This is a genomic window from Hahella ganghwensis DSM 17046 (assembly GCF_000376785.1).
In the GTDB taxonomy this organism is placed as follows: Bacteria; Pseudomonadota; Gammaproteobacteria; order Pseudomonadales; family Oleiphilaceae; genus Hahella; species Hahella ganghwensis.
In genome coordinates this window covers 106560-127759 of sequence record NZ_AQXX01000133.1, presented here as the reverse complement: position 1 = coordinate 127759, position 21200 = coordinate 106560, and the positions used below count along the sequence as shown (strand labels likewise).

General features: G+C 48.9%; 18 protein-coding genes. 7 read left to right on the top strand and 11 right to left on the bottom strand.

The features are described 5' to 3' along the window. The coding region (locus tag F566_RS36455; protein WP_020409382.1) for a transposase domain-containing protein at nucleotides 1–200 on the bottom strand (200 nt) is incomplete at its 3' end. 152 nt (nucleotides 201–352) lie between these two features. On the opposite strand from F566_RS36455, the gene F566_RS0122950 reads away from it, so the two are divergent. Beyond that, on the top strand, nucleotides 353–808 hold the full coding sequence (locus F566_RS0122950) for a hypothetical protein (protein ID WP_020409381.1): 456 nt from the start codon (nucleotides 353–355) through the stop codon (nucleotides 806–808). Nucleotides 809–820: 12 nt separating this feature from the next. On the opposite strand, the gene F566_RS0122945 is transcribed toward F566_RS0122950, so the two are convergent. From F566_RS0122945 to F566_RS0122905, 8 genes are all read right to left on the bottom strand, one after another. Beyond that, nucleotides 821–1867, bottom strand: a complete 1047-nt coding sequence (locus tag F566_RS0122945) for an oxidoreductase (protein ID WP_020409380.1) — start codon at nucleotides 1865–1867, stop codon at nucleotides 821–823. Nucleotides 1868–2277: 410 nt separating this feature from the next. Further along, nucleotides 2278–3252, bottom strand: coding sequence for a Bug family tripartite tricarboxylate transporter substrate binding protein (locus F566_RS0122940; RefSeq protein ID WP_020409379.1), 975 nt, complete (start codon nucleotides 3250–3252; stop codon nucleotides 2278–2280). Between the two features lie 77 nt (nucleotides 3253–3329). Continuing rightward, entirely contained in the window at nucleotides 3330–4400 is a 1071-nt protein-coding gene (locus tag F566_RS0122935; RefSeq protein ID WP_020409378.1) for a tripartite tricarboxylate transporter substrate binding protein, read from the bottom strand. Between the two features lie 676 nt (nucleotides 4401–5076). Beyond that, nucleotides 5077–5472, bottom strand: a complete 396-nt coding sequence (locus F566_RS0122930) for a hypothetical protein (protein WP_020409377.1) — start codon at nucleotides 5470–5472, stop codon at nucleotides 5077–5079. 649 nt (nucleotides 5473–6121) lie between these two features. After that, on the bottom strand, nucleotides 6122–7336 hold the full coding sequence (gene glcF / locus F566_RS0122920; protein ID WP_020409376.1) for a glycolate oxidase subunit GlcF: 1215 nt from the start codon (nucleotides 7334–7336) through the stop codon (nucleotides 6122–6124). A gap of 1 nt (nucleotide 7337) precedes the next feature. After that, nucleotides 7338–8429, bottom strand: a complete 1092-nt coding sequence (gene glcE, locus F566_RS0122915; RefSeq protein WP_020409375.1) for a glycolate oxidase subunit GlcE — start codon at nucleotides 8427–8429, stop codon at nucleotides 7338–7340. A 48-nt stretch (nucleotides 8430–8477) separates the two neighbouring features. Then, the gene (locus F566_RS0122910) at nucleotides 8478–9905 is read right to left on the bottom strand and encodes an FAD-linked oxidase C-terminal domain-containing protein (protein ID WP_020409374.1); all 1428 of its coding nucleotides are present in this window, start codon (nucleotides 9903–9905) and stop codon (nucleotides 8478–8480) included. A gap of 392 nt (nucleotides 9906–10297) precedes the next feature. Then, nucleotides 10298–11170: an HpcH/HpaI aldolase/citrate lyase family protein gene (locus tag F566_RS0122905; RefSeq protein WP_020409373.1), complete on the bottom strand. Its 873-nt coding sequence runs from the start codon at nucleotides 11168–11170 to the stop codon at nucleotides 10298–10300. Nucleotides 11171–11629: 459 nt separating this feature from the next. Here F566_RS0122905 and F566_RS0122900 point away from each other — a divergent pair, with 459 nt between their 5' ends. The 6 genes from F566_RS0122900 (at nucleotide 11630) to F566_RS0122875 (ending at nucleotide 17255) form a co-directional block, all read left to right on the top strand. After that, entirely contained in the window at nucleotides 11630–12646 is a 1017-nt protein-coding gene (locus F566_RS0122900) for an amino acid ABC transporter substrate-binding protein (protein WP_020409372.1), read from the top strand. 98 nt (nucleotides 12647–12744) lie between these two features. Continuing rightward, on the top strand, nucleotides 12745–13932 hold the full coding sequence (locus F566_RS0122895; protein WP_020409371.1) for an amino acid ABC transporter permease: 1188 nt from the start codon (nucleotides 12745–12747) through the stop codon (nucleotides 13930–13932). Between the two features lie 6 nt (nucleotides 13933–13938). Beyond that, a complete protein-coding gene (locus F566_RS0122890) occupies nucleotides 13939–15033 on the top strand; it encodes an amino acid ABC transporter permease (RefSeq protein WP_020409370.1) in 1095 nt (364 codons plus the stop codon). 32 nt (nucleotides 15034–15065) lie between these two features. Then, complete coding sequence (locus tag F566_RS0122885; protein WP_020409369.1) at nucleotides 15066–15833, top strand: amino acid ABC transporter ATP-binding protein; 768 nt, start codon at nucleotides 15066–15068, stop codon at nucleotides 15831–15833. Between the two features lie 31 nt (nucleotides 15834–15864). Beyond that, entirely contained in the window at nucleotides 15865–16311 is a 447-nt protein-coding gene (locus F566_RS0122880; RefSeq protein ID WP_020409368.1) for a GNAT family N-acetyltransferase, read from the top strand. A gap of 146 nt (nucleotides 16312–16457) precedes the next feature. Beyond that, entirely contained in the window at nucleotides 16458–17255 is a 798-nt protein-coding gene (locus F566_RS0122875; protein ID WP_020409367.1) for a PhzF family phenazine biosynthesis protein, read from the top strand. Nucleotides 17256–17353: 98 nt separating this feature from the next. Here F566_RS0122875 and F566_RS0122870 read toward each other — a convergent pair whose 3' ends face one another. Together F566_RS0122870 and F566_RS0122865 are read right to left on the bottom strand one after the other, a co-directional pair. After that, nucleotides 17354–19087, bottom strand: a complete 1734-nt coding sequence (locus F566_RS0122870) for a bifunctional protein-serine/threonine kinase/phosphatase (protein ID WP_020409366.1) — start codon at nucleotides 19085–19087, stop codon at nucleotides 17354–17356. Between the two features lie 218 nt (nucleotides 19088–19305). Continuing rightward, nucleotides 19306–20778, bottom strand: coding sequence for a NarK family nitrate/nitrite MFS transporter (locus tag F566_RS0122865; protein ID WP_020409364.1), 1473 nt, complete (start codon nucleotides 20776–20778; stop codon nucleotides 19306–19308). Nucleotides 20779–21200 lie beyond the last annotated feature (422 nt).

Here is a 21200-nt window from a genome sequence, read left to right as displayed (position 1 = left end):
GGTTCATCCCGAAACATTGCCATCCCCAAGACAAGCCAAAGTACTTGGTCTGATGGTAGTCGGCGCCTTCTAATCGTCGCGGAGGCACTCAAACGCAGTGCAGATTCAACCCATTCGACGGGGATGTTTTGAGTAAATGAGCTGAGGTCTGAGAAGTTAAAGAGGTCGCTGAGGTCGAGCAGGTCTTGCTGAAAATCCATAAAAAATCCGATGATGTTTCCATCATTGGATTTTCTATTAAGCCCTGCGCTAACTCAAACACTTAAGTGAACAGCATTGCGCTCTGCGGGGCTTTTATTTTTCTGCTTTACGGGCGATGATGTGCCAATATCCTTATGCCCGGTTTATCAATATGTCTCTCATGAAATGGATACTTTGTGCCTCAGCTTCCGCACTCACTATTTTCATCGCTTTTGCCTCACATGCCGCCACCTATAAGACGCCCGGCGACCCCACGATTCCGAACGCTGTCGCTTTTGAAGGAGTAGTCTATGAGGAAGCAGACATTCGGGCTCTGGTTAAAGCGTACGGCGTTAAATCTTCCCTGCTTCACTACCAGTGCGACCTTCCAATCAAACGGGCAATTTCAGACGCTTCAGCCTGCCGGGTGAGATGCTCTGATCAGGGTACAAATATTCTGGATGTGTTTGCGCTGGACCGGTTAATCAGCGGCAAAACAGAAGATGGCAGGCAGCTTTTAATTATTTCCAGGTCCGAAAATCATGATGGGGTGAAAGAAAACGGCGGCATCGCCATTCTGAATGCCACCGCCTCATGTTTCTTTCAGGGATTAAAGCTCATTCCTTAGAACCTGATCAGACTAATCCAGACCGGGAATCGCCGCTACCGACACCCGCTGACCGTTTTCCTCGGATTGGCGGCACAACTCTATCAACTGAATCACTCTTAAGGCCTGCTCTGCCGGTACCGGATTAGATTCGCCTTCAAGAATCGCCTTTGATAGTTGAAGGTAGTAATGCTGATATCCGCCGACTTCGGTCGGCACCACCACCGTATTCCCCTCGGCATGGGTAAAGTGACCGAAACTGGCAGCGTCTTCTTGAGCCCAGTCCGGCTGGTCCGGCAGTTTACCTTCCCTCAGCCGGTCTTCCTGGGGATCCAGGCCCAGTTTCACATAGGTCCCAGCATTGCCATGAATACAAAATCTGGCTCCAGGCAAAGGCGTTAGCATACTCGCGTGCAACACCACCTGAGTGGATGGGTACTCAAACACCAGATGGATGTAGTCATCCACTTCAGAGGCACCTCTCATCGCCTTCACTGTCGCAGATACGCTGCTCGGCACTCCGAAGAGTACCAACGCCTGGTCAATTAAGTGAGAGCCTAAATCATATAGAATGCCAGATCCTGGCAACGGAGCCTCGCGCCATCTTTCCCTGGGCGCAGGCCGAAACCGGTCGAAATGACTTTCATAGTGAGAGATCTGCCCAAATTTCCCTTCCGCGAGCATTCTGCGCACCGTCAGGAAGTCACCATCCCACCGTCGATTGTGGTATACACTCAACACCCGTTGCTTTTCTCTGGCCAGCCGAATTAAGTCCAGCCCTTCCTCCACATTATTCACGAAAGGCTTTTCAAGCACGACGTGCTTGCCCGCCTCCAGAGCGGCTTTGGCATAGGGATAGTGCTCAGTGTTTGGCGCTGTAATCACCACCAGGTCAATATCCGTCGCCAGTAATTGCTGAATATCCTGAACACAGATCGCATTAGGGGCGATTTCAGCGACGGTGTCTGACTGACGGCTGAGCACTGCCGTCAATTCATATTGAGGAAGGACTTTATAGAAAGGAAAGTGGAAGGTTCTTCCTGATAATCCAAGCCCGATCAAGCCAACTTTAATCGCCATATAGTAAGTCCCTCATTCGCTTATGTTCAGCAGTAGCTATTAGAGGCTGAGTTTAGATGACCTGTCGGTAGAAGCGAAGCACCGTCGACCATTGTTTAAGCCAAGACGACTGGTATATGGAAAATGAATCGTCGCGGGTGAGGTAAGTTATAAATGTCTGCGGCTGAGCTTTCTGAGATTTTGTCTTTAAAAAACTTGGCAGGGTTGTGTCGTTGTAGCAGTTATATTAAGCCGCTTCGCTCTGGTGATAAGATCCAGGTTTGAACCTCTATAAACTAGGGGGAAAGATCAATATCACTTTCCCCTTTATCGGCCAGACTTTTCTATTGCATTCACACAATGGGAGCCTTTCTGACAGCCGATGTCATTATAATTCCCTATCGATGTCAGATACTTGTTTGTGGACCAACTTAAAGCATATCAACACTCTGCAGGGTTTTTCGTATTGCCTCTTCCTGAGTTTCAAGAAATCCCATTAATTCACCATCACGTTTGTAGAAATCCTCCCATCCATACTTGGCCCGTATCGCTTTCCACTCATCTGTTTTCGTCAACGCCTGCAACGTATCAGCGTAGAGATTTCTTTGGCTGTCAGAAAGTCCTGGTTTTGCAAAAAAACCGCGCCAGTTTGCAAAAACCACATCGACCCCCTGCTCCTTCATGGTTTTTGCTTCAATGCCAGGAATTCGCTCCTCGCTGGTGACACCCAAGACCCGAAGCTTGCCGGAATTCACCTCATCGATCACTTCTCCAACACCTGTAACAAGCGCAGAGCCTACCTTCTTATAAAGGCGATCAAGCGCCTCCCCTCCACCGTCACTGGGAACATAACGCATCTTTTTCACATCCAACCCAGAGGCATCCATAATCAGCACCGCCGTAATATGATCAAGGCTCCCCTTGGCAGACCCCCCTATGATACTGTTCTTGGCATAATCACTTTTAACAGCACTGATCAATTCACCTACTGTGGCGATTGGCGAATCAGCAGGTACCACAACAACCTGATATTCGGCAATCATCAGACTGACAGGGGTAATATCCCGGAAACCGTTTTTTATCACAGAAGTCAGGTTTCTTAATATCAGCGGTGTCGACTGCACCATCAGTGTTTGATCGTGCTCTCCCGCTTTCTGAATAAGATTTTCCAGGGCTCGGCCACCACCGCCTCCTGACATATTTCGGAAACTCACATTGCTGACAAGCCCTGTTGCTTTGAGCGCATTACCCGTTTCTCTGGCCGTTGTATCCCAGCCGCCACCTTCCCCACCTGGGATCAGAAAGTTGATGGTATCGACGCTGGCAGCATGAGCTGACATGCCAAAACACATGCTCAACACCAATAACCAACACCCGGTATTACATAAACTCATCACACTCTTCATTGAAACGCCTCCTCAGGTAAGAACGTTACGGCCACCTTCACTACTGTGAAAGCCAGCCAAATCATCAGCAGTGACACTTATTGAATATTCAACGAGTTCAGTGCCTCCCTCATGTCCTTTTCTTGGGCTTGCAAAAAATTCATCAACTCATCACCCTGAAGAAAAAACTCAGACCAGATGTGCTTCTTCAGAATTTGTTGCCAGTAGTCAGTACCGTTAAGATCGGCCAAAACTTTTTTGAATTGATAGACCTTGGCATCGGGCAAATCAGCATTGGCGAAAAAACCACGCCAATTCGCAAAATGGACCTTCAATCCCTGCTCTGACAAGGTTCTCACCTCTGGTAGTTCAGGTAGTCGTTTGGGGCTGGTAATCCCAAGAATTCTTACGTTACCTCTTCGGTAGGCTTGAATGACCTCACCTATTCCACTAATTAGCGCAACGCCGAATCCTTTCTCCAGGCGTTCCAGAGCCTCGCCTCCGCCATCAGAGGCAACATAGCGAATTTTCTCGATGGGTAGATTGCCTGCCTGAGCGATCATGGCAAACGAAATATGGTCAAGGCTTCCGTAGGCAGAACCGCCAATTACCGGGTACCGGATGGGATGCTGACGAATCGCCTCAACGAGAGCTGTTGCCGATTGAAACTCAGACTCGGCCAAGACAACCAGCGCCTGGTACTCTGCAATCATGATGGAGATGGGTCTAACATCCCGGTAACCGAACTCAATGGTCTTGGTTAGGTGCCGCAAAAGTAAGGGAGTAGACTGCACCATCAACGTATTAAGGTGCCTGTCCGGATTATGTACCAGGTCCATTAATGCCCGACCACCGCCGGCGCCAATGTAATTCTCATAATAGACACGGCTGACAAGTCCTTCTTTAGTCAATGCCTGGCCAACTTCCCTGGCAGTTGTATCCCAACCACCGCCTTCTCCGGCAGGAATCAGAAGATGTAGCGTTTCAACCGTAGCAGACTTGGTAAAGCTGCAAAACACCAAAAGAAGGAGGGATAACACAAGGACAAGCGGTGTACTTATCAGAGCATCAAATCTGGGGTATAAACTGTTCCTGCGGTGTAAACTGGCCATTGCAGGCCCGGCTCGCCCCATACACTTATCATCAGACAGATCTTGAGAAGACAGCATGGTCAACTCCCAAGGGTTTAACCAATTTGGATACTTGTCAGTCCGTGTATACGCTTATCCCAATGCGGAAGTTCTTTTCACGTAGAGAGCTAGAGAACCTCTGAAAAACGTTGGCGAGGCCAACTTCTGACGCTGCAATGTCAACGCAGGTAGTTTTCAGAGGTCCCCAAGTAACTATTAGCAGTAAATAATCAAAAAGCAAATGGTGACCTTCGCCAGAAGGAAGATCAGCGACTGAATATCAAGATGGAATTTTGGTCTTTCAACAGGGTGGCATGTATTAGCAAAGTTGTTGGCATGGATTCTTTGCCAGCCCCTTCAGAGGCTCCTGACACTTTCGTCAATAAAGAGACAGGGAATGCCTCTAAACCAAAATCTGGATTAGAGACACTCCCTGTATTTCAATGCTTGAGCTCTATGGAAACCAGAGGCAGAGCAGGTCTTAAAAAGCTTACTCAATACCTTTAGCTCGGGCACAATCCGGGCAAATCAGTACGTTCATATATTTCTGTGCATTGCTGGCTACAACGATGTTAGGACAAAGCGCGCATCTGACCCGAGGACTCTTTTCGTTGAATCGGGTAGGAGGATTCTGCATCGCCATCTTTTGTCTTTCACGACATTCATGCAGCTGGTCTTTCAACGCTTCCCACAGTGCAATATCTTCTTCCGGGTCTCAGGTGTTACAGGATTCAATACCCAGTTTGTAATACCAACCATGCTCGGCATCCATGGCATCCTGCACTCTGGCAATATAGGCACACCACTCGCCTTCGTTGGAAACGACACCTTCTTTCAGAATCAGGTAACCGTAGGTGATGGTCACCAGGTGGAACAACTCGGTACGGCATGTTTCCGTTGCGGCAAAGCTGGATTTCAGAAAACCTTCAATTGAACCAATCATGAAGGCTAGCAACCGGCGGTTCATCCCCCCATATGCGGGTATATTCATTTCATCCCGGACCAGTTCACAACGGTAATGGATCAGAGCTACTTCACTATATAGCAACTCCAGATAGTTATACCGGGTGACATATTGCTTCAGAATCTTGTCTTTCCAATCAATGACCATTGCTTTCTTTCCTCCCGCCTTCACTTGCGCGACTCCTCTTATATCGTCGTCGGGAACTAACCTGCTGGTTGTTCATTCGGTCTTTTGTCAGACTTTCCTGGTCCCTGGATATCCGCCAAGAGAACACGCTCTGTTTCAAGCTGGTCGGCTACGGCTTATCGTCCGACATCCGGCACTCAAATTCCTGGTGACATCCCAGACAAGTGATATTCCGAATCTCCAACAAATTAACTCCGGCCAGGGATCCTACTAACGGAACTGTTTCCATATAACTCTGGCTATCACAATAAGGGCACACGAACAGTTCTGTTTGAGCGTTATCCATCTTTACTACCTCCATGAATGACTACTCCACAGCCCGCACTTTACCCAAACCTGATGAAAGTCCGTGTGAGATATTTCCTACAAGGATGTGAGACATTCGACCGCATATGGCCTAATCCGTAGTCTCTAAACTACGCGTTCGGACTAAACGAAAGTTGCAGATGTACCTAATAATACTTTTATTATTCAATAAGATAGGAAGGTTTAGATTTTTGAAGATTTGAGGACAAAAAATTTACACCAGAATAAGCCAATTTCACCCAGATCCAGAGAAATGTGAGAAAAGTTGACGGACAATTATAAGACAAATAGTCACCAATCACTTTCAGGAAGTGATTTCATCGACCAACTCTATCCAGTGCTTCACTGGTACTTCGGCCTGTGTCGCCAGATGAAGTTGGCAGCCAATATTGGCCGTTACTATAGTGTCAGGATTGTCCATCGTCAGGGCAGCTACTTTGTTGGAGAGCAGCTTCTGACTCATCTCCGGCTGGAGTATGGAATAGGTTCCGGCAGACCCACAGCATAAATGTTTATCTTTCGTTCTTGCCGGTACTACCCCACACTTTTCCAACACTTGCTGGACCGAATCGGGTAGTTTCTGTCCGTGCTGAAGCGTACAGGGGCAGTGAACGGCCACTTTTTCTACCGACTTAGTCTTTAGCCCGGAGAGATCTTCGTTATTCAGAATTTCACTCAGGTCATATGTCAGGTCAGAAATACGTCGCGCCTTTTCAGCGTAGTCAGGATCATACCTAAGAACATCACCATATTCCTTCACCATCAGTCCGCAACCCGATGCCGTCATAACCAGAGCTTCTGCGCCTGCTTCAACATGCGGCCACCAGGCATCGATATTCTGTCGGACATGTTGTCTGGCCGTGACCGCATCGGCGAGATGGTAATTGACAGCCCCACAGCACCCCGCTTCGGGGACTTCTATCAGGTCAATTCCGATGTGATCCAGTACTCTTGCTGCCGCCCCATTTGTGTTAGGTGTTGCCGCTCCCTGCACACACCCTTTTAAAGCAATCATTTTTCTGGAGTGCTTGGGAACTGGCCAAGCTCCTGTGAACTGTTTCGCTGGTAACTTGTTTCTAAGATTTTCAGGTAGTACAGGTGCAACAGCGTGCCCTAACTGTAGCAGTGATTTAAACATCAGCTCATTCGGCAACACCTGACGCAGTCCCCATCGAATAACTTTATCTTTTATCGGCCTTTCAACCTTTTGTTCGATAATCTCCCGACCGATATCCACAAGCCGGCCATATTTAACACCTGAAGGACAGGTTGTTTCACAACTACGACATGTCAGGCAACGATCAAGGTGGGTCAGTGTTTTGTCTGTCGCCTCATTAGACTCCAGTAATTGTTTGATGAGATAGATACGCCCTCGGGGACCGTCACGCTCGTCGTTAAGCTCCTGATAGGTTGGACAGGTGGCAGTACAAAACCCACAGTGGACACAGGAACGCAGAATGGACTCAGCCTCCTGGCCCTCAGGTGTATTTTTAAAGCGGTCGTGTATATCCGTTTTCATCTCATAACCAACTATATAATCGCCCGGGGTTAAAGATTCCGTATGGGTCCAGTGATTGTTTTAACTGTTGGTGAAGGCGTTTTAATGGTTCAGGCATCGGAGCATGAACTTCGGCTTCCCGGTCACCGTCACGATAAAGACTAACCAGACCACCGAAAGGACGACATTGCTGTGCAATCTGGTCCAGTGAAGCCTCTTGTCGTGTCCAGCGCAATGCGCCCCCCCAATCCAGCAGCATGTTTTCGTCCACTACGCCAGCAGAGGACTTTAAAGATATCCGCCAAAGCGGCTGGGTTCCGCCGAAAAATTCATGCGATTGCTCTTTGATTGATGACCAGAAACGCTGAGAAGCTTCTGACGCTATCACGTCTCCGCCCCACTGCTGAATGGTTCCTTCAACAGCTTGCTCGGCGCCCGCAACTCGCAGGTACAATTGACCATTCACCCAAACGGCCCCGCTCAGCGGCTTTGGCTGCCTCTGCCACTTGCAAAGTTTCTCGATCGCCTCTGACTGGGATAACTGAAATACGAGGGTTTTCTCAAGGGCGGGCTTGGGTAACACCTTCATACTGACTTCGGTGATCACGCCGAGAGTCCCCATTGCTCCTGCCTGAGCTCGCGACAGGTCGTACCCGGCGACATTCTTCATGACCACACCGCCAAACCTCAGATGCTGACCCTCTCCATTTATCAGCCGCACTCCCAACACTGCATCACGGACAGATCCACGCCAGGGACGTGCAGGGCCAGAACAGTTCGCGCCAAGGGTGCCGCCGAGTGTGGCCTGTCCATTCATCACTGGCGGCTCAAACGCCAGCATCTGCTGATGTTGATCCAACAGGGATATCAATTCCACCAAAGGGGTGCCGGCACGTGCTGTCATGACCAACTCTGTCGGAGAGTAATCCACAACACCGGAATGGTCGCGGACTGACAATACCTTTCCGTTAGTCTTCCGGCCAAGAAAATCCTTACTGCCTCCGCCCACAATCTTGAGAGGTTCATGCCGGGATTTTGCTTCCAGCACTTGATCGATGAGGTCTGTAACCCGGCTCTTTCCGGTTTCTGTCTTTGTTTCGGTTTTGTTATTCAATTGGTCCCACTCTCGTGAGTCATTATTTTTATTGATTCATTTGGCACTTTATTTCGCCGATTCAATTGAGCGATATTCCTGGCATCGCTTGAGTAACGGAATCCCCTTTCCAGGATTTAAAATGCCTCGTGAATCAAAAGCATCCTTGACCCGGTGGAATTGTGCCAGCTCTTCTTCGCTGAATTGCGCATGCATCTGTTTCAGCTTTTCCACACCAACTCCATGTTCTCCGGTGATGCAGCCACCCACCTCTACGCACAACTCAAGTATTTTGCCGCCAAATTCTTCTGTCTTTTCCAGTTCACCAGGCACATTGGCATCAAATAGAATCAACGGATGCAGATTACCATCGCCGGCATGAAACACATTGGCCACTCGTAATCCATAATGAGCTGACATTTCATTCATTCGTTTAAGAACATAAGCCAGGCGACTTCGTGGAATAGTGCCGTCCATACAATAATAGTCAGGAGAAATTCGCCCGACTGCCGGAAAGGCGGATTTTCGTCCTTTCCAAAGCAGCATCCGCTCAGCTTCATTGCGAGAGGTTCGCACTGTAATGGCGCCCAGTTGATGAAATAAGGCCTCGACCCTGTCCACGTGCTCCTGCACTTCTTCTGTCGTACCGTCGATTTCACATAGTAATAGTGCTTCGGCATCTGTCGGGTAACCGGCATGACAGTATTCCTCGGCGGCCTGAATGGCATAGCTGTCCATCATCTCCAAGCCACCCGGGATGATTCCAGCCGCGATCACTCCAGCAACCGCCTCTCCGGCGATTTCAATATCATCAAACGCCGCCATCACCACCTGGGCTTTTTCAGGTTTGGGCAGTAACTTCACCGTGATCTCGGTGACCACCCCCAACATACCTTCAGAACCGATCAATAACGACAGCAGATCGTATCCCGGACTATCCAGACCTTCATGACCAATTGTCACCAGCTCACCTTCGGCAGTCAGCATGTCAAATGCCAGAATATTGTGAATCGTCAGACCATACTTAAGGCAGTGCACTCCTCCGGAGTTCTCGGCAATATTGCCACCGATGGTGCAGGCAATCTGGGATGAAGGATCGGGGGCATAATATAAATCATAATCCTCTGCCGCTTCAGTAATCGCCAAGTTGCGAACTCCCGGCTGTACTCGAGCCGTTCGTGCATCTGGATCAATTTCCAGAATCCGGTTGAATTTGGCAAGCGAGAGAACAATCCCCTCAGCATGTGGCATGGCCCCGGCACATAGTCCTGTCCCCGCCCCTCTGGCGACAAGAGGAATACCATACTGGTGACATAACCGGATGACCGACTGCACCTGAGACACGCTCTCAGGCAGGACAACAACAAGGGGCATTTCACAGTAAACCGATAACCCATCGCATTCATAAGGGCGCTGGGTTTCTTCGTCGCTGATGATGCAGTGCCTGGGTAAAATACTGACAAGCTCAGCCAGTATCTGCGTTTTGCTTAATGCCATTAAGGAAGATCCCTCCATTCAGAGGTGTGTTCATTATTATTGTTCTGATGACGATTGTACTGCTAACCAGATCTGTTCATTGGCAGCTGAAAATACTACGGGCATATCTGAAAATATCACCGGCCTTTACGCATCCAATATTCCAAAACTGTATTCAGTCAGCCTATACAAGCTTTCTTTCAGTTAAACCTTCATCTCACTAAGCGGTCATCAATCGAGTCATGATGACCGCTAATGAGTATATGTGACAAGTGTGGATACGGCTCTAATAAAAAATAGTCGTATGAATACGAGTAATATGAAAAAAGGCGCCACCTGATAAAGGTAAGAAAGCATTTAGAGTAGCGAGCTGTCATAAATTTACAGCCCGCAACATTGCGCAGAAGTGAGAATCAGTAGTCCTGAAGACCGGCAATAGCGGAAGTTAAAGAAAGTACCCGTTGCGCCTCATCTACATGCAGTTTTTCCACCAGTTTGCCGTTCACGACACAAACGCCTTTACCTTCATCCTGCGCCTGCTGCCACGCTTTTACGATCTGTCTGGCCTGCTCAACTTCTGCGGGATTGGGAGAAAAAACCTCATTGACAATATCAATCTGATTGGGATGTATCACCGTTTTGCCGTCAAACCCCATATCTCTTCCCTGATTGGCCACCGCACGCAGGCCGGCATCATCTTTAAGATTGACATGAACGCCATCAAGGATGGACAGTCCAAATGCCCTGGCCGCCAGCAGACAGAGGTGCAATGACACTAAAACCGGTCCCCGGTCATGTGTCGGTCTGGCATGCAAATCTTTCGCAAGATCGGATGTGCCCATGACCAGACACTCCATCCGCGGATCAGAGTTCGCAATGGACTGCACATTCAACACGCCAAGCGGGGTTTCGATCATCGCCCACAGCGCAATACGACGCTTTGGGTCCGCCTGATCCATCATCGCACAAACTTCTTTGACGGTTTCCGCTGACTCCACTTTTGGCAGCAGCACCGCATCCACTTTGCACGATAATGCTGCGGCCAGATCCGCTTTTCCCCAAGCGCTTTCAATCGTATTAATTCGGATGATTTTTTCCCGGTGCGAATATTCATAGCCGGAGAGTGCAGCGACAATCTGCTCCCGAGCAATGATTTTTTGTTCGGGAGCTACCGCATCCTCGAGATCAAAAATCAGAGAATCAACTCTTAGATTTTGTGCTTTTTCCAATGAACGGGAATTTGCCCCGGACATATATAAAACAGAGCGACGTGGCCGAATGGTCATTTTTCACCTCGGATATCCCTAAAAACTTTTCGAGGTTTCCATTGTGCCCTATATATAAGATAGCCAAGCATTAGATATTAGGATGACCACGTCGACTGGAAATTGGTTAATGTCAGAACAACCTGATCACATAACAAACAAGCATAATTCGTACTCAAACATGACATGACGACACGACCAGACGAACAAAATGCACCTCAATGAAACTTCAGGGGAAGAATTTGCGCCATCTTAAGGCAGAGATTTATTATCACCTTTGACAAGTTATCGATTTTATTCCTTTATAATCAACAAGTTAAAAACGAAAAATATGTGACATTATCGCAACTTTACAACCCATAAGTAATTACCGAAACAGCGATTTTTTTTATCCAAACAGTTCTCGTTTTCTAAAAAACACTGTGCTAACTTAAATCGGGTCATAAAAACGAACGATAAACAACCAACCGAGGGTATACAATGAAGAAACAACTCGTTTCCGCAGTTGCGGCGCTGAGCCTTGTCGCGGTTTCTACCGCTTCCATGGCAGCTACTTTGGACGATGTTAAGAAAAAAGGCTTCGTACAATGTGGTGTCAGCACGGGCCTCCCCGGCTTCTCCAACCCTGACGACAAAGGTAACTGGAAAGGCTTGGATGTCGATGTCTGCCGAGCTGTTGCAGCTGCCACCTTGGGTGACGCAAGCAAAGTCAAATACATCCCTCTCAACGCCAAGGAGCGTTTCACTGCACTCCAGTCCGGCGAAGTTGACATGCTGTCCCGTAACACCACCTGGACCCTTACCCGTGACGGCTCTCTGGGTCTGAACTTTGCAGGTATTAACTACTACGACGGCCAAGGCTTCATGGTCAGCAAAGAGCTGGGTGTGAAAAGTGCCAAGGAACTGGACGGCGCTGCTGTCTGTATCCAGGCCGGTACCACCACTGAGCTGAACCTCGCTGACTACTTCCGTGAGCTGGGTATGAAATATCAGCCAGTCGTTTTCGATACTTCTGACCAAACCGTACAAGGCTTCGAAGCAGGCCGCTGTGACGTACTGACTTCTGACCAGTCTCAGCTGTATGCTCTGCGCATCAAACTTTCCAAGCCAGATTCAGCCATGGTTCTGCCAGAAGTTATCTCCAAAGAACCTCTGGGACCGGTTGTTCGCCAAGGCGATGACCAATGGTTCAACATTGTTAAATGGTCAATGTTTGCACTGATTGCTGCTGAAGAATTGGGTGTAACCTCTGCTAATGCAGACCAAATGAAATCCAGCACCAACCCGAACGTACAGCGTCTGCTGGGCACCGAAGCAGGTCAGGGCAAAAACCTTGGTCTGGACGATACCTGGGCTTTCAACATTGTTAAGCAGGTAGGTAACTACGGTGAAATGTTCGAGCGTAACGTTGGCTCCGAATCTCCTCTGGGAATCTCTCGTGGTCTGAACGCATTGTGGACTAAAGGTGGTCTGCAATACGCTCCCCCTATTCGCTAATATAGCGATCCAGCATCCGGGCGCACATCCTGTGCGCCCTTATCCTGTTCAAGACTCAAAAAAGCAACTCCTTTGACATCACACGGGGAGATCACTGAGTGGCAAATCAATCCAACGGACAGGGAAAAGCGAAAACAAGTTTTTGGAACGATCCAGCGGTACGTTCGGTAGTTTTCCAGCTACTCGCTATTGGCGCGGTCGTCGCTTTCTTCCTGTACATTATTAACAATGCGCTTTCCAACATGGAAGCGCGGGGTATCACAACCGGTTTCGCGTTTCTGAACGATTCAGCCGGTTTTGGAATCCTCCAGACTCTGGTCCCGTTTGACGAGACTTATTCATATGGCCGAACATTCATTGTCGGCTTACTGAATACGGTTCTGGTATCTGTCCTGGGTATTTTCCTGGCGACAATTCTTGGGTTTATTATCGGTATTGCACGTCTGTCCAAAAACTGGCTGATAGCCAAACTGGCATCTGTGTATATCGAGATATTCCGTAACATTCCGCTGCTTCTGCAGATTTTCTTCTGGTACTTTGCTGTACTGAGAGCCCTGCCAAGCCCACGTGACAGTTTCAATTTCAATGATTCTGTCTTTTTCAACGTACGTGGACTGTATATGCCGGAGCCAATCGCTCAAGATGGATTTGGCGCGGTCTGGATAGCTCTGTTTGCAGCCATCGCAATCATCATCGGCGTAGTTAGATACGAGAAGAAATACCAACTGAGAACCGGTAAAACTTTCCCACTGTTCTTCCCATCACTGGGATTACTGATCGGGTTGCCTCTGATTACCTACTTTATCGTTGGCTCTCCCATGTATCTGGAATATCCGGAGCTTAAAGGCTTTAATTTCCAGAATGGAATGGTGGTTATTCCTGAATTAATCGCCTTGCTATTGGCGCTCACCATTTACACCGCAGCGTTTATTGCTGAAGTGGTGCGTTCAGGTATCGAAGCGGTTCCGCATGGACAATCAGAGGCTGCTAACGCTCTGGGGCTGACTAACGGACAGCGTCTGCGACTGATCATTATTCCCCAGGCTATGCGTGTCATCATCCCTCCCTTGACCAACCAGTATCTCAACCTGACCAAGAACTCGTCTCTGGCAACGGCGATCGGCTACCCGGACCTTGTGTCTGTATTCGCCGGCACGACCCTCAACCAGACAGGTCAGGCCGTGGAAATCATTTTCATGACGATGGCGGTTTATCTCACACTGAGTTTAACCACATCTGCATTGATGAACTGGTATAACAAGCGTATAGCTTTGATTGAGAGGTAGTCTGAGATGAGCGAATTTAAACCTTTACCAGATCAGCCGCCTCCTCCCAATACTGTCGGACTGGTGGGCTGGATGCGTGCGCATCTTTTTACGGGCCCGGTTAATTCCGTTTTAACGGTCATTGCAGCCTTGATTATTGCCTGGGGTATCGCATGGTTCGTTAATTGGGGCCTCTTCAATGCCGATTTTATCGGCACAACGAGGGACGACTGTTCCGGAGCTGGCGCGTGCTGGGTATTCATCTATGCCCGTTTTGATCAGTTTATCTATGGATTCTTTCCAGAAGCCGAGATCTGGCGTATCAACCTGATGTTCTTCATCTTCGCGGCCTGCATCATCTCCATGATGATAGAGAAAACCCCGAAAAAAGGTTGGATTGCTCTGTTCACGCTCGTCGGTTTCCCGATCATTTCTTACTACCTTCTCAATGGCGGTTTATTCGGCCTTGAGGTAGTGGAAACCCATAAATGGGGTGGTCTGACGCTGACTCTGGTGATTGCGGTAGTAGGTATCGTGGCTTCATTGCCCATTGGAATCCTGCTGGCCCTCGGGCGCCGTTCGGAAATGCCTATCATCCGGAGCATCAGTATTGTCTACATCGAGTTCTGGCGTGGTGTGCCACTGATTACAGTGCTGTTCATGGCTTCCGTCATGCTGCCACTGTTCATGAGTGCCGGTGCAGAAACCGATAAACTGATGCGAGCCCTGATCGGGGTCACCATGTTCCAAAGTGCCTATATGGCCGAAGTCGTTCGTGGTGGTCTGCAGGCGATTCCCAAAGGCCAGACCGAAGCTGCCCAGGCACTGGGTCTGAGCTACTGGAAAACCATGTTCCTGATCGTTCTGCCCCAGGCACTGAAACTGATGATCCCTGGTATCGTGAACACGTTTATAGCCCTGTTCAAAGACACCAGTCTGGTATTGATCATCGGTCTTTTCGACCTGCTGGCCATTGTACAGTCAGCGCTTAACGACCCTAACTGGCTGGGCTTCTCAGTCGAAGGATACATATTCGTCGCCTTCATGTTCTGGATCTTCTGTTTCAGCATGTCTCGGTACAGCCAGGCCCTGGAGCGCAAACTGAACACAAGCCATCGTTAAGCAACTGGCTACATATTTAGAGCGGAGTTTTTATGAGTAATCAAAGCAACGCAGCTGAATCCCGCAGTAAAATGATTCAGCTAAAAAATGTGAATAAATGGTACGGCACCTTCCACGTGTTGAAAGACATCAACCTGGATGTGTACAAAGGCGAACGTATCGTAGTCTGTGGACCTTCCGGTTCCGGAAAGTCCACGATGATCCGCTGCATCAACCGCCTGGAAGAACACCAGGCGGGTGACATTATCGTGAAGGATATTCCACTGACTAACGACCTGAAGAACATTGACAGTGTTCGCCGGGAAGTTGGCATGGTATTCCAGCACTTCAACCTGTTTCCTCACCTGACGGTATTGCAGAACTGCACCCTGGCACCTATCTGGGTCCGCAAAATGCCACAGAAGGAAGCAGAAGAAGTTGCCATGAACTACCTGGAGCGGGTCAAAATTCCTCATCAGGCACATAAGTATCCCGGTCAGCTTTCCGGTGGTCAGCAGCAGCGTGTGGCGATTGCCCGCAGTCTGTGTATGAACCCGGAAGTCATGCTGTTTGACGAACCGACATCAGCCCTCGATCCGGAAATGATCAAGGAAGTACTGGATACCATGGTGCAACTGGCGGAATCCGGCATGACCATGATCTGTGTCACTCACGAAATGGGCTTCGCGAAAACTGTGGCTGACCGTGTCATCTTTATGGACGCCGGACAGATTGTGGAAGAGAACGAACCAGAAGAGTTCTTCCATAACCCACAAAATGAGCGGACCCAACTGTTCCTCAGTCAGATTCTGCAGCACTGAGTTAACAGCCAGAGTTTAAAAGAGTATAAAGATGACTCACAGCGATGTGATCATTCGAGCAGCGGCGCCCACAGATGGCGCCGCTTTACGTTTGCTCATGGATGAACTTGGCTACCCCATGGAACACAAGGTTTTACAAGCCAACCTGGAACAACTGGCCACAGACCCGGAGTGTGCACTTCTGGTAGCAGAAATATCAGAACAGGTCTGCGGCTTTGCCATGGCCTACACTTCCAAATCTCTCACAGCAGGAAAAAGTGCCATCATCGGCCACCTGGTCGTCACAGAATCCAAAAGAGGGGCAGGAATCGGCCGAAGACTGGTCGCCGAGCTAAAGGATTGGACGAAACGTCAGGGACTTACTACTATTCGAGTAGGCTCGCAAACCTACAGGGAAGCTGCCCATAAATTTTATGAAGACCAGGGCTTTAACAAGATTAAAACCCAGCTTTGGTTTCAACAGACTCTAAACGAATAGTCAGGCTGCAGTCAGATAATGACACTGGTAGCTGGACAGTGATTCACAGGGTCGCACGATAACACTGGCACGGTAGCCAATTCACCGGCCTCAGTAAAACCGGTGATGTCTCTCAAAGTGCCGTATACGGTTAATAGCAGGCGCATATGAGCAAACACCGCTTTTATCAGGTTGATGCATTTACCAGCGAAGTTTTTTCCGGTAATCCCGCCGGAATCTGTCCTTTGGATGACTGGCTCCCTGATCGAACGTTAATCAGTATCGCTGCTGAAAACTGTCTCTCCGAAACTGCTTTCTATGTTCCCAGGACCAATGGCTTTGACCTGAGGTGGTTCACGCCCGAGTCTGAGGTCGATTTGTGCGGACATGCGACATTGGCAACCGCCTATATCCTCTACTACAAGGAAGGCTTCAAAGGCCAGCGGGTTCAATTTCATACCCGAAGCGGCCTACTGGAAGTCACCCCCCACAAGAATGGCTATGCCATGTTGCTGCCCAGTCGCAAAGGAGAAATCACGGAGCCTCCACCGGCCCTGCTCGAAGCTCTGGGAGGCATCACCCCCCGTGAGGTTCTGAAAGCCAGAGATTATATTGCGGTTTTGGAAAGTGAAGCGGAAGTTCGCTCCCTGAAACCTGATTTTCGACTGTTGAAACTGCTGGATGTCTTTGGCGTTGGCGTCACCGCCCCTGGAAGCCGGGAAGATTTCGTCTCCCGTTTTTTTGCCCCCCGAGTTGGAATCAATGAAGATTCCGTTACGGGCTCCGCGTACTGCACACTGACCCCCTACTGGTCAGAGCGCCTGGGCAAAGTGGAATTGTCCTCCAGACAGTTGTCACCACGTGGTGGGCAGATCGAAAGCCATTATCGAGGACCCAATACTTTGCTGGTAGGCAACTGCAAACTTTATCTTGAGGGCACAATTCACGTACCAGGAGAATCCTGATCCAAGTACTTTCCTGATCCAAGTACTTTCCTGATCCAAGAGCTTGCCTGATTCAAGTGCCTACCCTGCTCTACGTACGAGAACGTCCTGAGACCTTTCTAGCCTCTGGAGAATATCCACCACAGCATCATCAACTGTGTGGCGAACAATACCCCCGCCGATATCTTCCAGAACCGCAGTGGATTTCTCTCTATCAAAGGTAATGCATGATCAGGCATGAGCCGGGCATTGGGGTGCTTCATATCATGCAGCCACTCTGAGAAGCTCTCGTACCGACGCCTGGGGTCCAGTTGAAGCGCTTTTTTAAGCGCTCCGTCCATCCATACGGGGATCAGAGGATTGTAGTGATAGGCCGGTGTATAGGTCAGTCTGGCGAAAGCGGCCGGGGATGCTGCTTTTTCATAACCTTCACCATAGGGAAGCTCACCAGTCAGCATTTCATACACCACAACGGCGACAGAAAATTGCTCCGATAACACCGATCCCTTACCACCAAGCGCATATTCAGGAGCACTGTAACAGGCAGTACCTAACGCATGCTCCCGTTCCAGCGGCGCGTTAATTTCCTGAATACCGGAGATCCAGCAGGAACCAAAATCAATCAGGGTGACCCTATCGTCATTGGTAATCAGAATATTGTCAGGTTTGATGTCCTGATGCAGTGTTTCCTTACGGTGAAAAGCCCTAACGCCCTTCACGATCTGCTCAACAATCTGTATCACCCGATTGATATCCGGCCGAGTGTTATCCCGAATCCAGCGGGACATCGGCACTCCCTGAATATGTTCGGTCAGATAATACAGCGCAGAGCGACTTCTGGCAGGTACGACCAGCTTCACCACATGGGGATTGTGCACACGCGCGGCAATCCATTCCTCATGCCGAAACCTTTCAATAAATGCGGGGTCATCCTCAAAGTTCACTGACGGGGTTTTCATGACCGATTGCTGCCCGGTTTCCACATCCTCGACCAAATACGCCTGGCTCCGGTGGCTTTCATGGATAATCCGTTTTACTTCATATCCATCAAGCCTCTGCCCCACACTCAGTGGCGGAGGAAAGGGAAGCAACCCCAATTCATGACAGTAATCCCTGGCCGTTTGAAGCCCAAGGCTATCCACCCTCACAATCTGACAACTGAGGTTATCGTCACTGCCGTTTTTCAGCGCTTCGTTAACCATCCATCGGGTCAATCCCTCAAAACGCGTTGGCAATTCGCCAAGCGCCTGACTGAGTTCCGGTTTTGTCAGAAAATCGTGAACGCCGTCAGTGGACAGAAAAAAAACATCTCCTTCCTGTAGATCAATACACCGATAATCTATCTCAAGATGCGCTGAAAATCCCATTGCCTGGGCCAGATAGCTTTGTTCCGCGTTGATTCTCTGAGTGTGATCGGTTGTCAATTGATCCAGTACGCCACCACGCATGAGATAAATACGACTATCTCCTACATGGAAAAGATGGGCCTTGGTGGACTTGAGCACCAGAATTGAGAGAGTACAGACATAACCCCGACTTTCGTTCAGGGCTCTCAGGCTCTGTCCATACAGCCATCGGTTCAATGCCAGCAGAACTTTCTGGGCAGACTGCTTGACCGACCATGAATCAGGCGTAGAGTAATAATCGTTAAGAAAGTTAATGACGCAGGTTTCTGCCGCTTCCTTACCGTTTTCCGCAGCACTGACACCATCGGCAATGAGCGCGACGGCCCCCTTAAAGTTCAGCACTTCCGTATCTGGTATCCGAATACCAATACAATCCTCATTACGGGACTTCACCCCCTGGGAAGAATACTGGTCTACAGACAGTGTTAATACATTACCCAGAACCATAATCTGTGATTTCTTACCTTACGCCTGATCTGTCGGATACTCGGCCTCTAGCAATCAGATACAGCCCTTCACTTATCAGATAAAAGGCCTTGATGCTTTCAGTATAGTGACCAAACACTTCATTCGGAGAAAGCTCATTCTTTGAGCTTATCATCATCATTCTGGACCAGAGGCACATCCCTGTGCCATCAGATATTATGAAAAGAATATAACTCAGGTCAGGTGACTTCTATCAGTTGCACACTGCCGTCTTCATCCACTTCCACCATATGTCCCTGAGGCTCTTCCAGAAACTGAACCGCAATGAAACATACGGCGGCAGCACCCGCGATGGTCATGAAAAAAGTCGCCGCATCCACAAAGGAATAGACCGTAAGAAATGTCACCGCGCCCACATTGCCATATGCGCCAGCCATTCCCGCAATCTGGCCAGTCATACGACGCTGGATAAGTGGAACCATGGCGAAAACAGCACCTTCTCCAGCCTGTACGAAGAAGGAGCAGACCATTACAGACAAAACAGCCACCGGAATGGCCCAGGCACTGTCAATCTGGCTTAGCAACATATAGCCGATTGCCAACCCACAGATCAGAATTGAAAGGGTTTTACGACGGCCAAACCGGTCGGAGATTAAACCACCACCAGGACGTGCGACCAGATTCATCAGGGCAAATGCACCACCCAACAGTCCTGCCTTGATCGGTGTCAGATCAAAGGTTTCCATGAAAAAAGCAGGCAGCATGGAGACCACCGCAAGCTCAGAACCAAAGGTAACGAAGTACGCCCAGTCCAGAATAGCGACCTGCTTGAACTTATAACGCTGCATGTCAGGGACACCATCTTTCAAATGGTCTTTATTCACTTTGTAGATCTGACTGAGCTGCACGAAGAACAGCAGAACCAACCCTATCCATAGCAACAAGGCCGTTGTCGCAGACAGCAATCCGACACCTGATGGAGAGAGTTTCCAGGTCAATACTGCCAGAGCGAGGTACATAGGAAGATTCATCGCGACATAGAACCAGAAATCCTTCCATGAACTGACTTCCAGGCCACCGCTTTTCTTGGGTTTAAAATAGGTAGACCCCTTAGGGGTATTACGAACCTTACGATAAAAAATCAGGCCGTAAAAAAACGCAACGACACCGGTGGTTGCGATCGCATAACGCCATCCATCATCTCCACCATACAGATATGCCGCCACGGCAGGCAGCGTCCAGGCTGCCGCAGAAGAACCAAAATTCCCCCATCCGCCATAGATACCTTCTGCCACCCCAACCGTCTTGGCAGGAAACCATTCCCCCACCATCCGTATGCCAATAACAAACCCAGCACCGATAAATCCGCACAAGAACCTGAACAGCGCAAGTTGCTCATAACTGGAAGCAAAGGCAAAGCCCCAACATAGGAAAGCCGAGGTCAATAATAAAAGGCTGTACACCGACCTTGGACCAAACTTGTCGACCAACATGCCTATCACTATCCTGGCGGGAATAGTCAGAGCAACATTCAGTATCAACAGTGCTTTCCACTGCTCGTTGGTCATATTGAATGCCTCCATGATGAAAGGCTTCATCGGGGCATGAGAAAACCACATCACGAAGGTTAGAAAGAACGCGAACCAGGTGAAATGTAGAGTACGAATCCTGGCCTGACTGAAATCCAGAACATTTAGTTTTTCTGACGACATTGAAAGCCTCTCTGCTCACTAGTTATGCAGTCTCTATCTACAAAAGACATGCCAATGCCTGACACGAAGCATTCGTCTTACCAACATCTGACCAACATCTTCTTTTCTTTCAATAAGTTGAAAATAAATTTCCGGACAAACTCAAAGTAACGCACCAACTATGTGCACACTGAAATTCTCAATACGCACCATTTTGATCTTGTTTTTGGTGCAAGCAGACAAGTTGTCGCACTCAAATAGTTCAAAAACAGACATTCTCACTTGAATTTATTCGAGGGAAGCTGCACCAGCTTGTGTCACGACAAGTTTTTTGTTTTTAGATATCAATAGGTTATTAGAATAACAAAGCAACATGGCACTTATCCTGCTTAGCACTAAGCAAGTTCAGAATACGCGGATTGCAGAACCCCAATTGCAGGAAA

What these genes read in the sequence shown, in the direction of transcription:
- F566_RS0122945 (WP_020409380.1), bottom strand. Translation starts at nt 1,867, where the DNA reads ATGGCGATTAAAGTTGGCTTGATCGGGCTTGGATTATCAGGAAGAACC.
- F566_RS0122870 (WP_020409366.1), bottom strand. Translation starts at nt 19,087, where the DNA reads ATGGTTCTGGGTAATGTATTAACACTGTCTGTAGACCAGTATTCTTCC.
- F566_RS0122905 (WP_020409373.1), bottom strand. Translation starts at nt 11,170, where the DNA reads ATGACCATTCGGCCACGTCGCTCTGTTTTATATATGTCCGGGGCAAAT.
- F566_RS0122880 (WP_020409368.1), top strand. Translation starts at nt 15,865, where the DNA reads ATGACTCACAGCGATGTGATCATTCGAGCAGCGGCGCCCACAGATGGC.
- F566_RS0122935 (WP_020409378.1), bottom strand. Translation starts at nt 4,400, where the DNA reads ATGCTGTCTTCTCAAGATCTGTCTGATGATAAGTGTATGGGGCGAGCC.
- F566_RS0122910 (WP_020409374.1), bottom strand. Translation starts at nt 9,905, where the DNA reads ATGGCATTAAGCAAAACGCAGATACTGGCTGAGCTTGTCAGTATTTTA.
- F566_RS0122950 (WP_020409381.1), top strand. Translation starts at nt 353, where the DNA reads ATGTCTCTCATGAAATGGATACTTTGTGCCTCAGCTTCCGCACTCACT.
- F566_RS0122890 (WP_020409370.1), top strand. Translation starts at nt 13,939, where the DNA reads ATGAGCGAATTTAAACCTTTACCAGATCAGCCGCCTCCTCCCAATACT.
- glcF (WP_020409376.1), bottom strand. Translation starts at nt 7,336, where the DNA reads ATGAAAACGGATATACACGACCGCTTTAAAAATACACCTGAGGGCCAG.
- F566_RS0122875 (WP_020409367.1), top strand. Translation starts at nt 16,458, where the DNA reads ATGAGCAAACACCGCTTTTATCAGGTTGATGCATTTACCAGCGAAGTT.
- F566_RS0122940 (WP_020409379.1), bottom strand. Translation starts at nt 3,252, where the DNA reads ATGAAGAGTGTGATGAGTTTATGTAATACCGGGTGTTGGTTATTGGTG.
- F566_RS0122865 (WP_020409364.1), bottom strand. Translation starts at nt 20,778, where the DNA reads ATGTCGTCAGAAAAACTAAATGTTCTGGATTTCAGTCAGGCCAGGATT.
- F566_RS0122900 (WP_020409372.1), top strand. Translation starts at nt 11,630, where the DNA reads ATGAAGAAACAACTCGTTTCCGCAGTTGCGGCGCTGAGCCTTGTCGCG.
- F566_RS0122930 (WP_020409377.1), bottom strand. Translation starts at nt 5,472, where the DNA reads ATGGTCATTGATTGGAAAGACAAGATTCTGAAGCAATATGTCACCCGG.
- F566_RS0122885 (WP_020409369.1), top strand. Translation starts at nt 15,066, where the DNA reads ATGAGTAATCAAAGCAACGCAGCTGAATCCCGCAGTAAAATGATTCAG.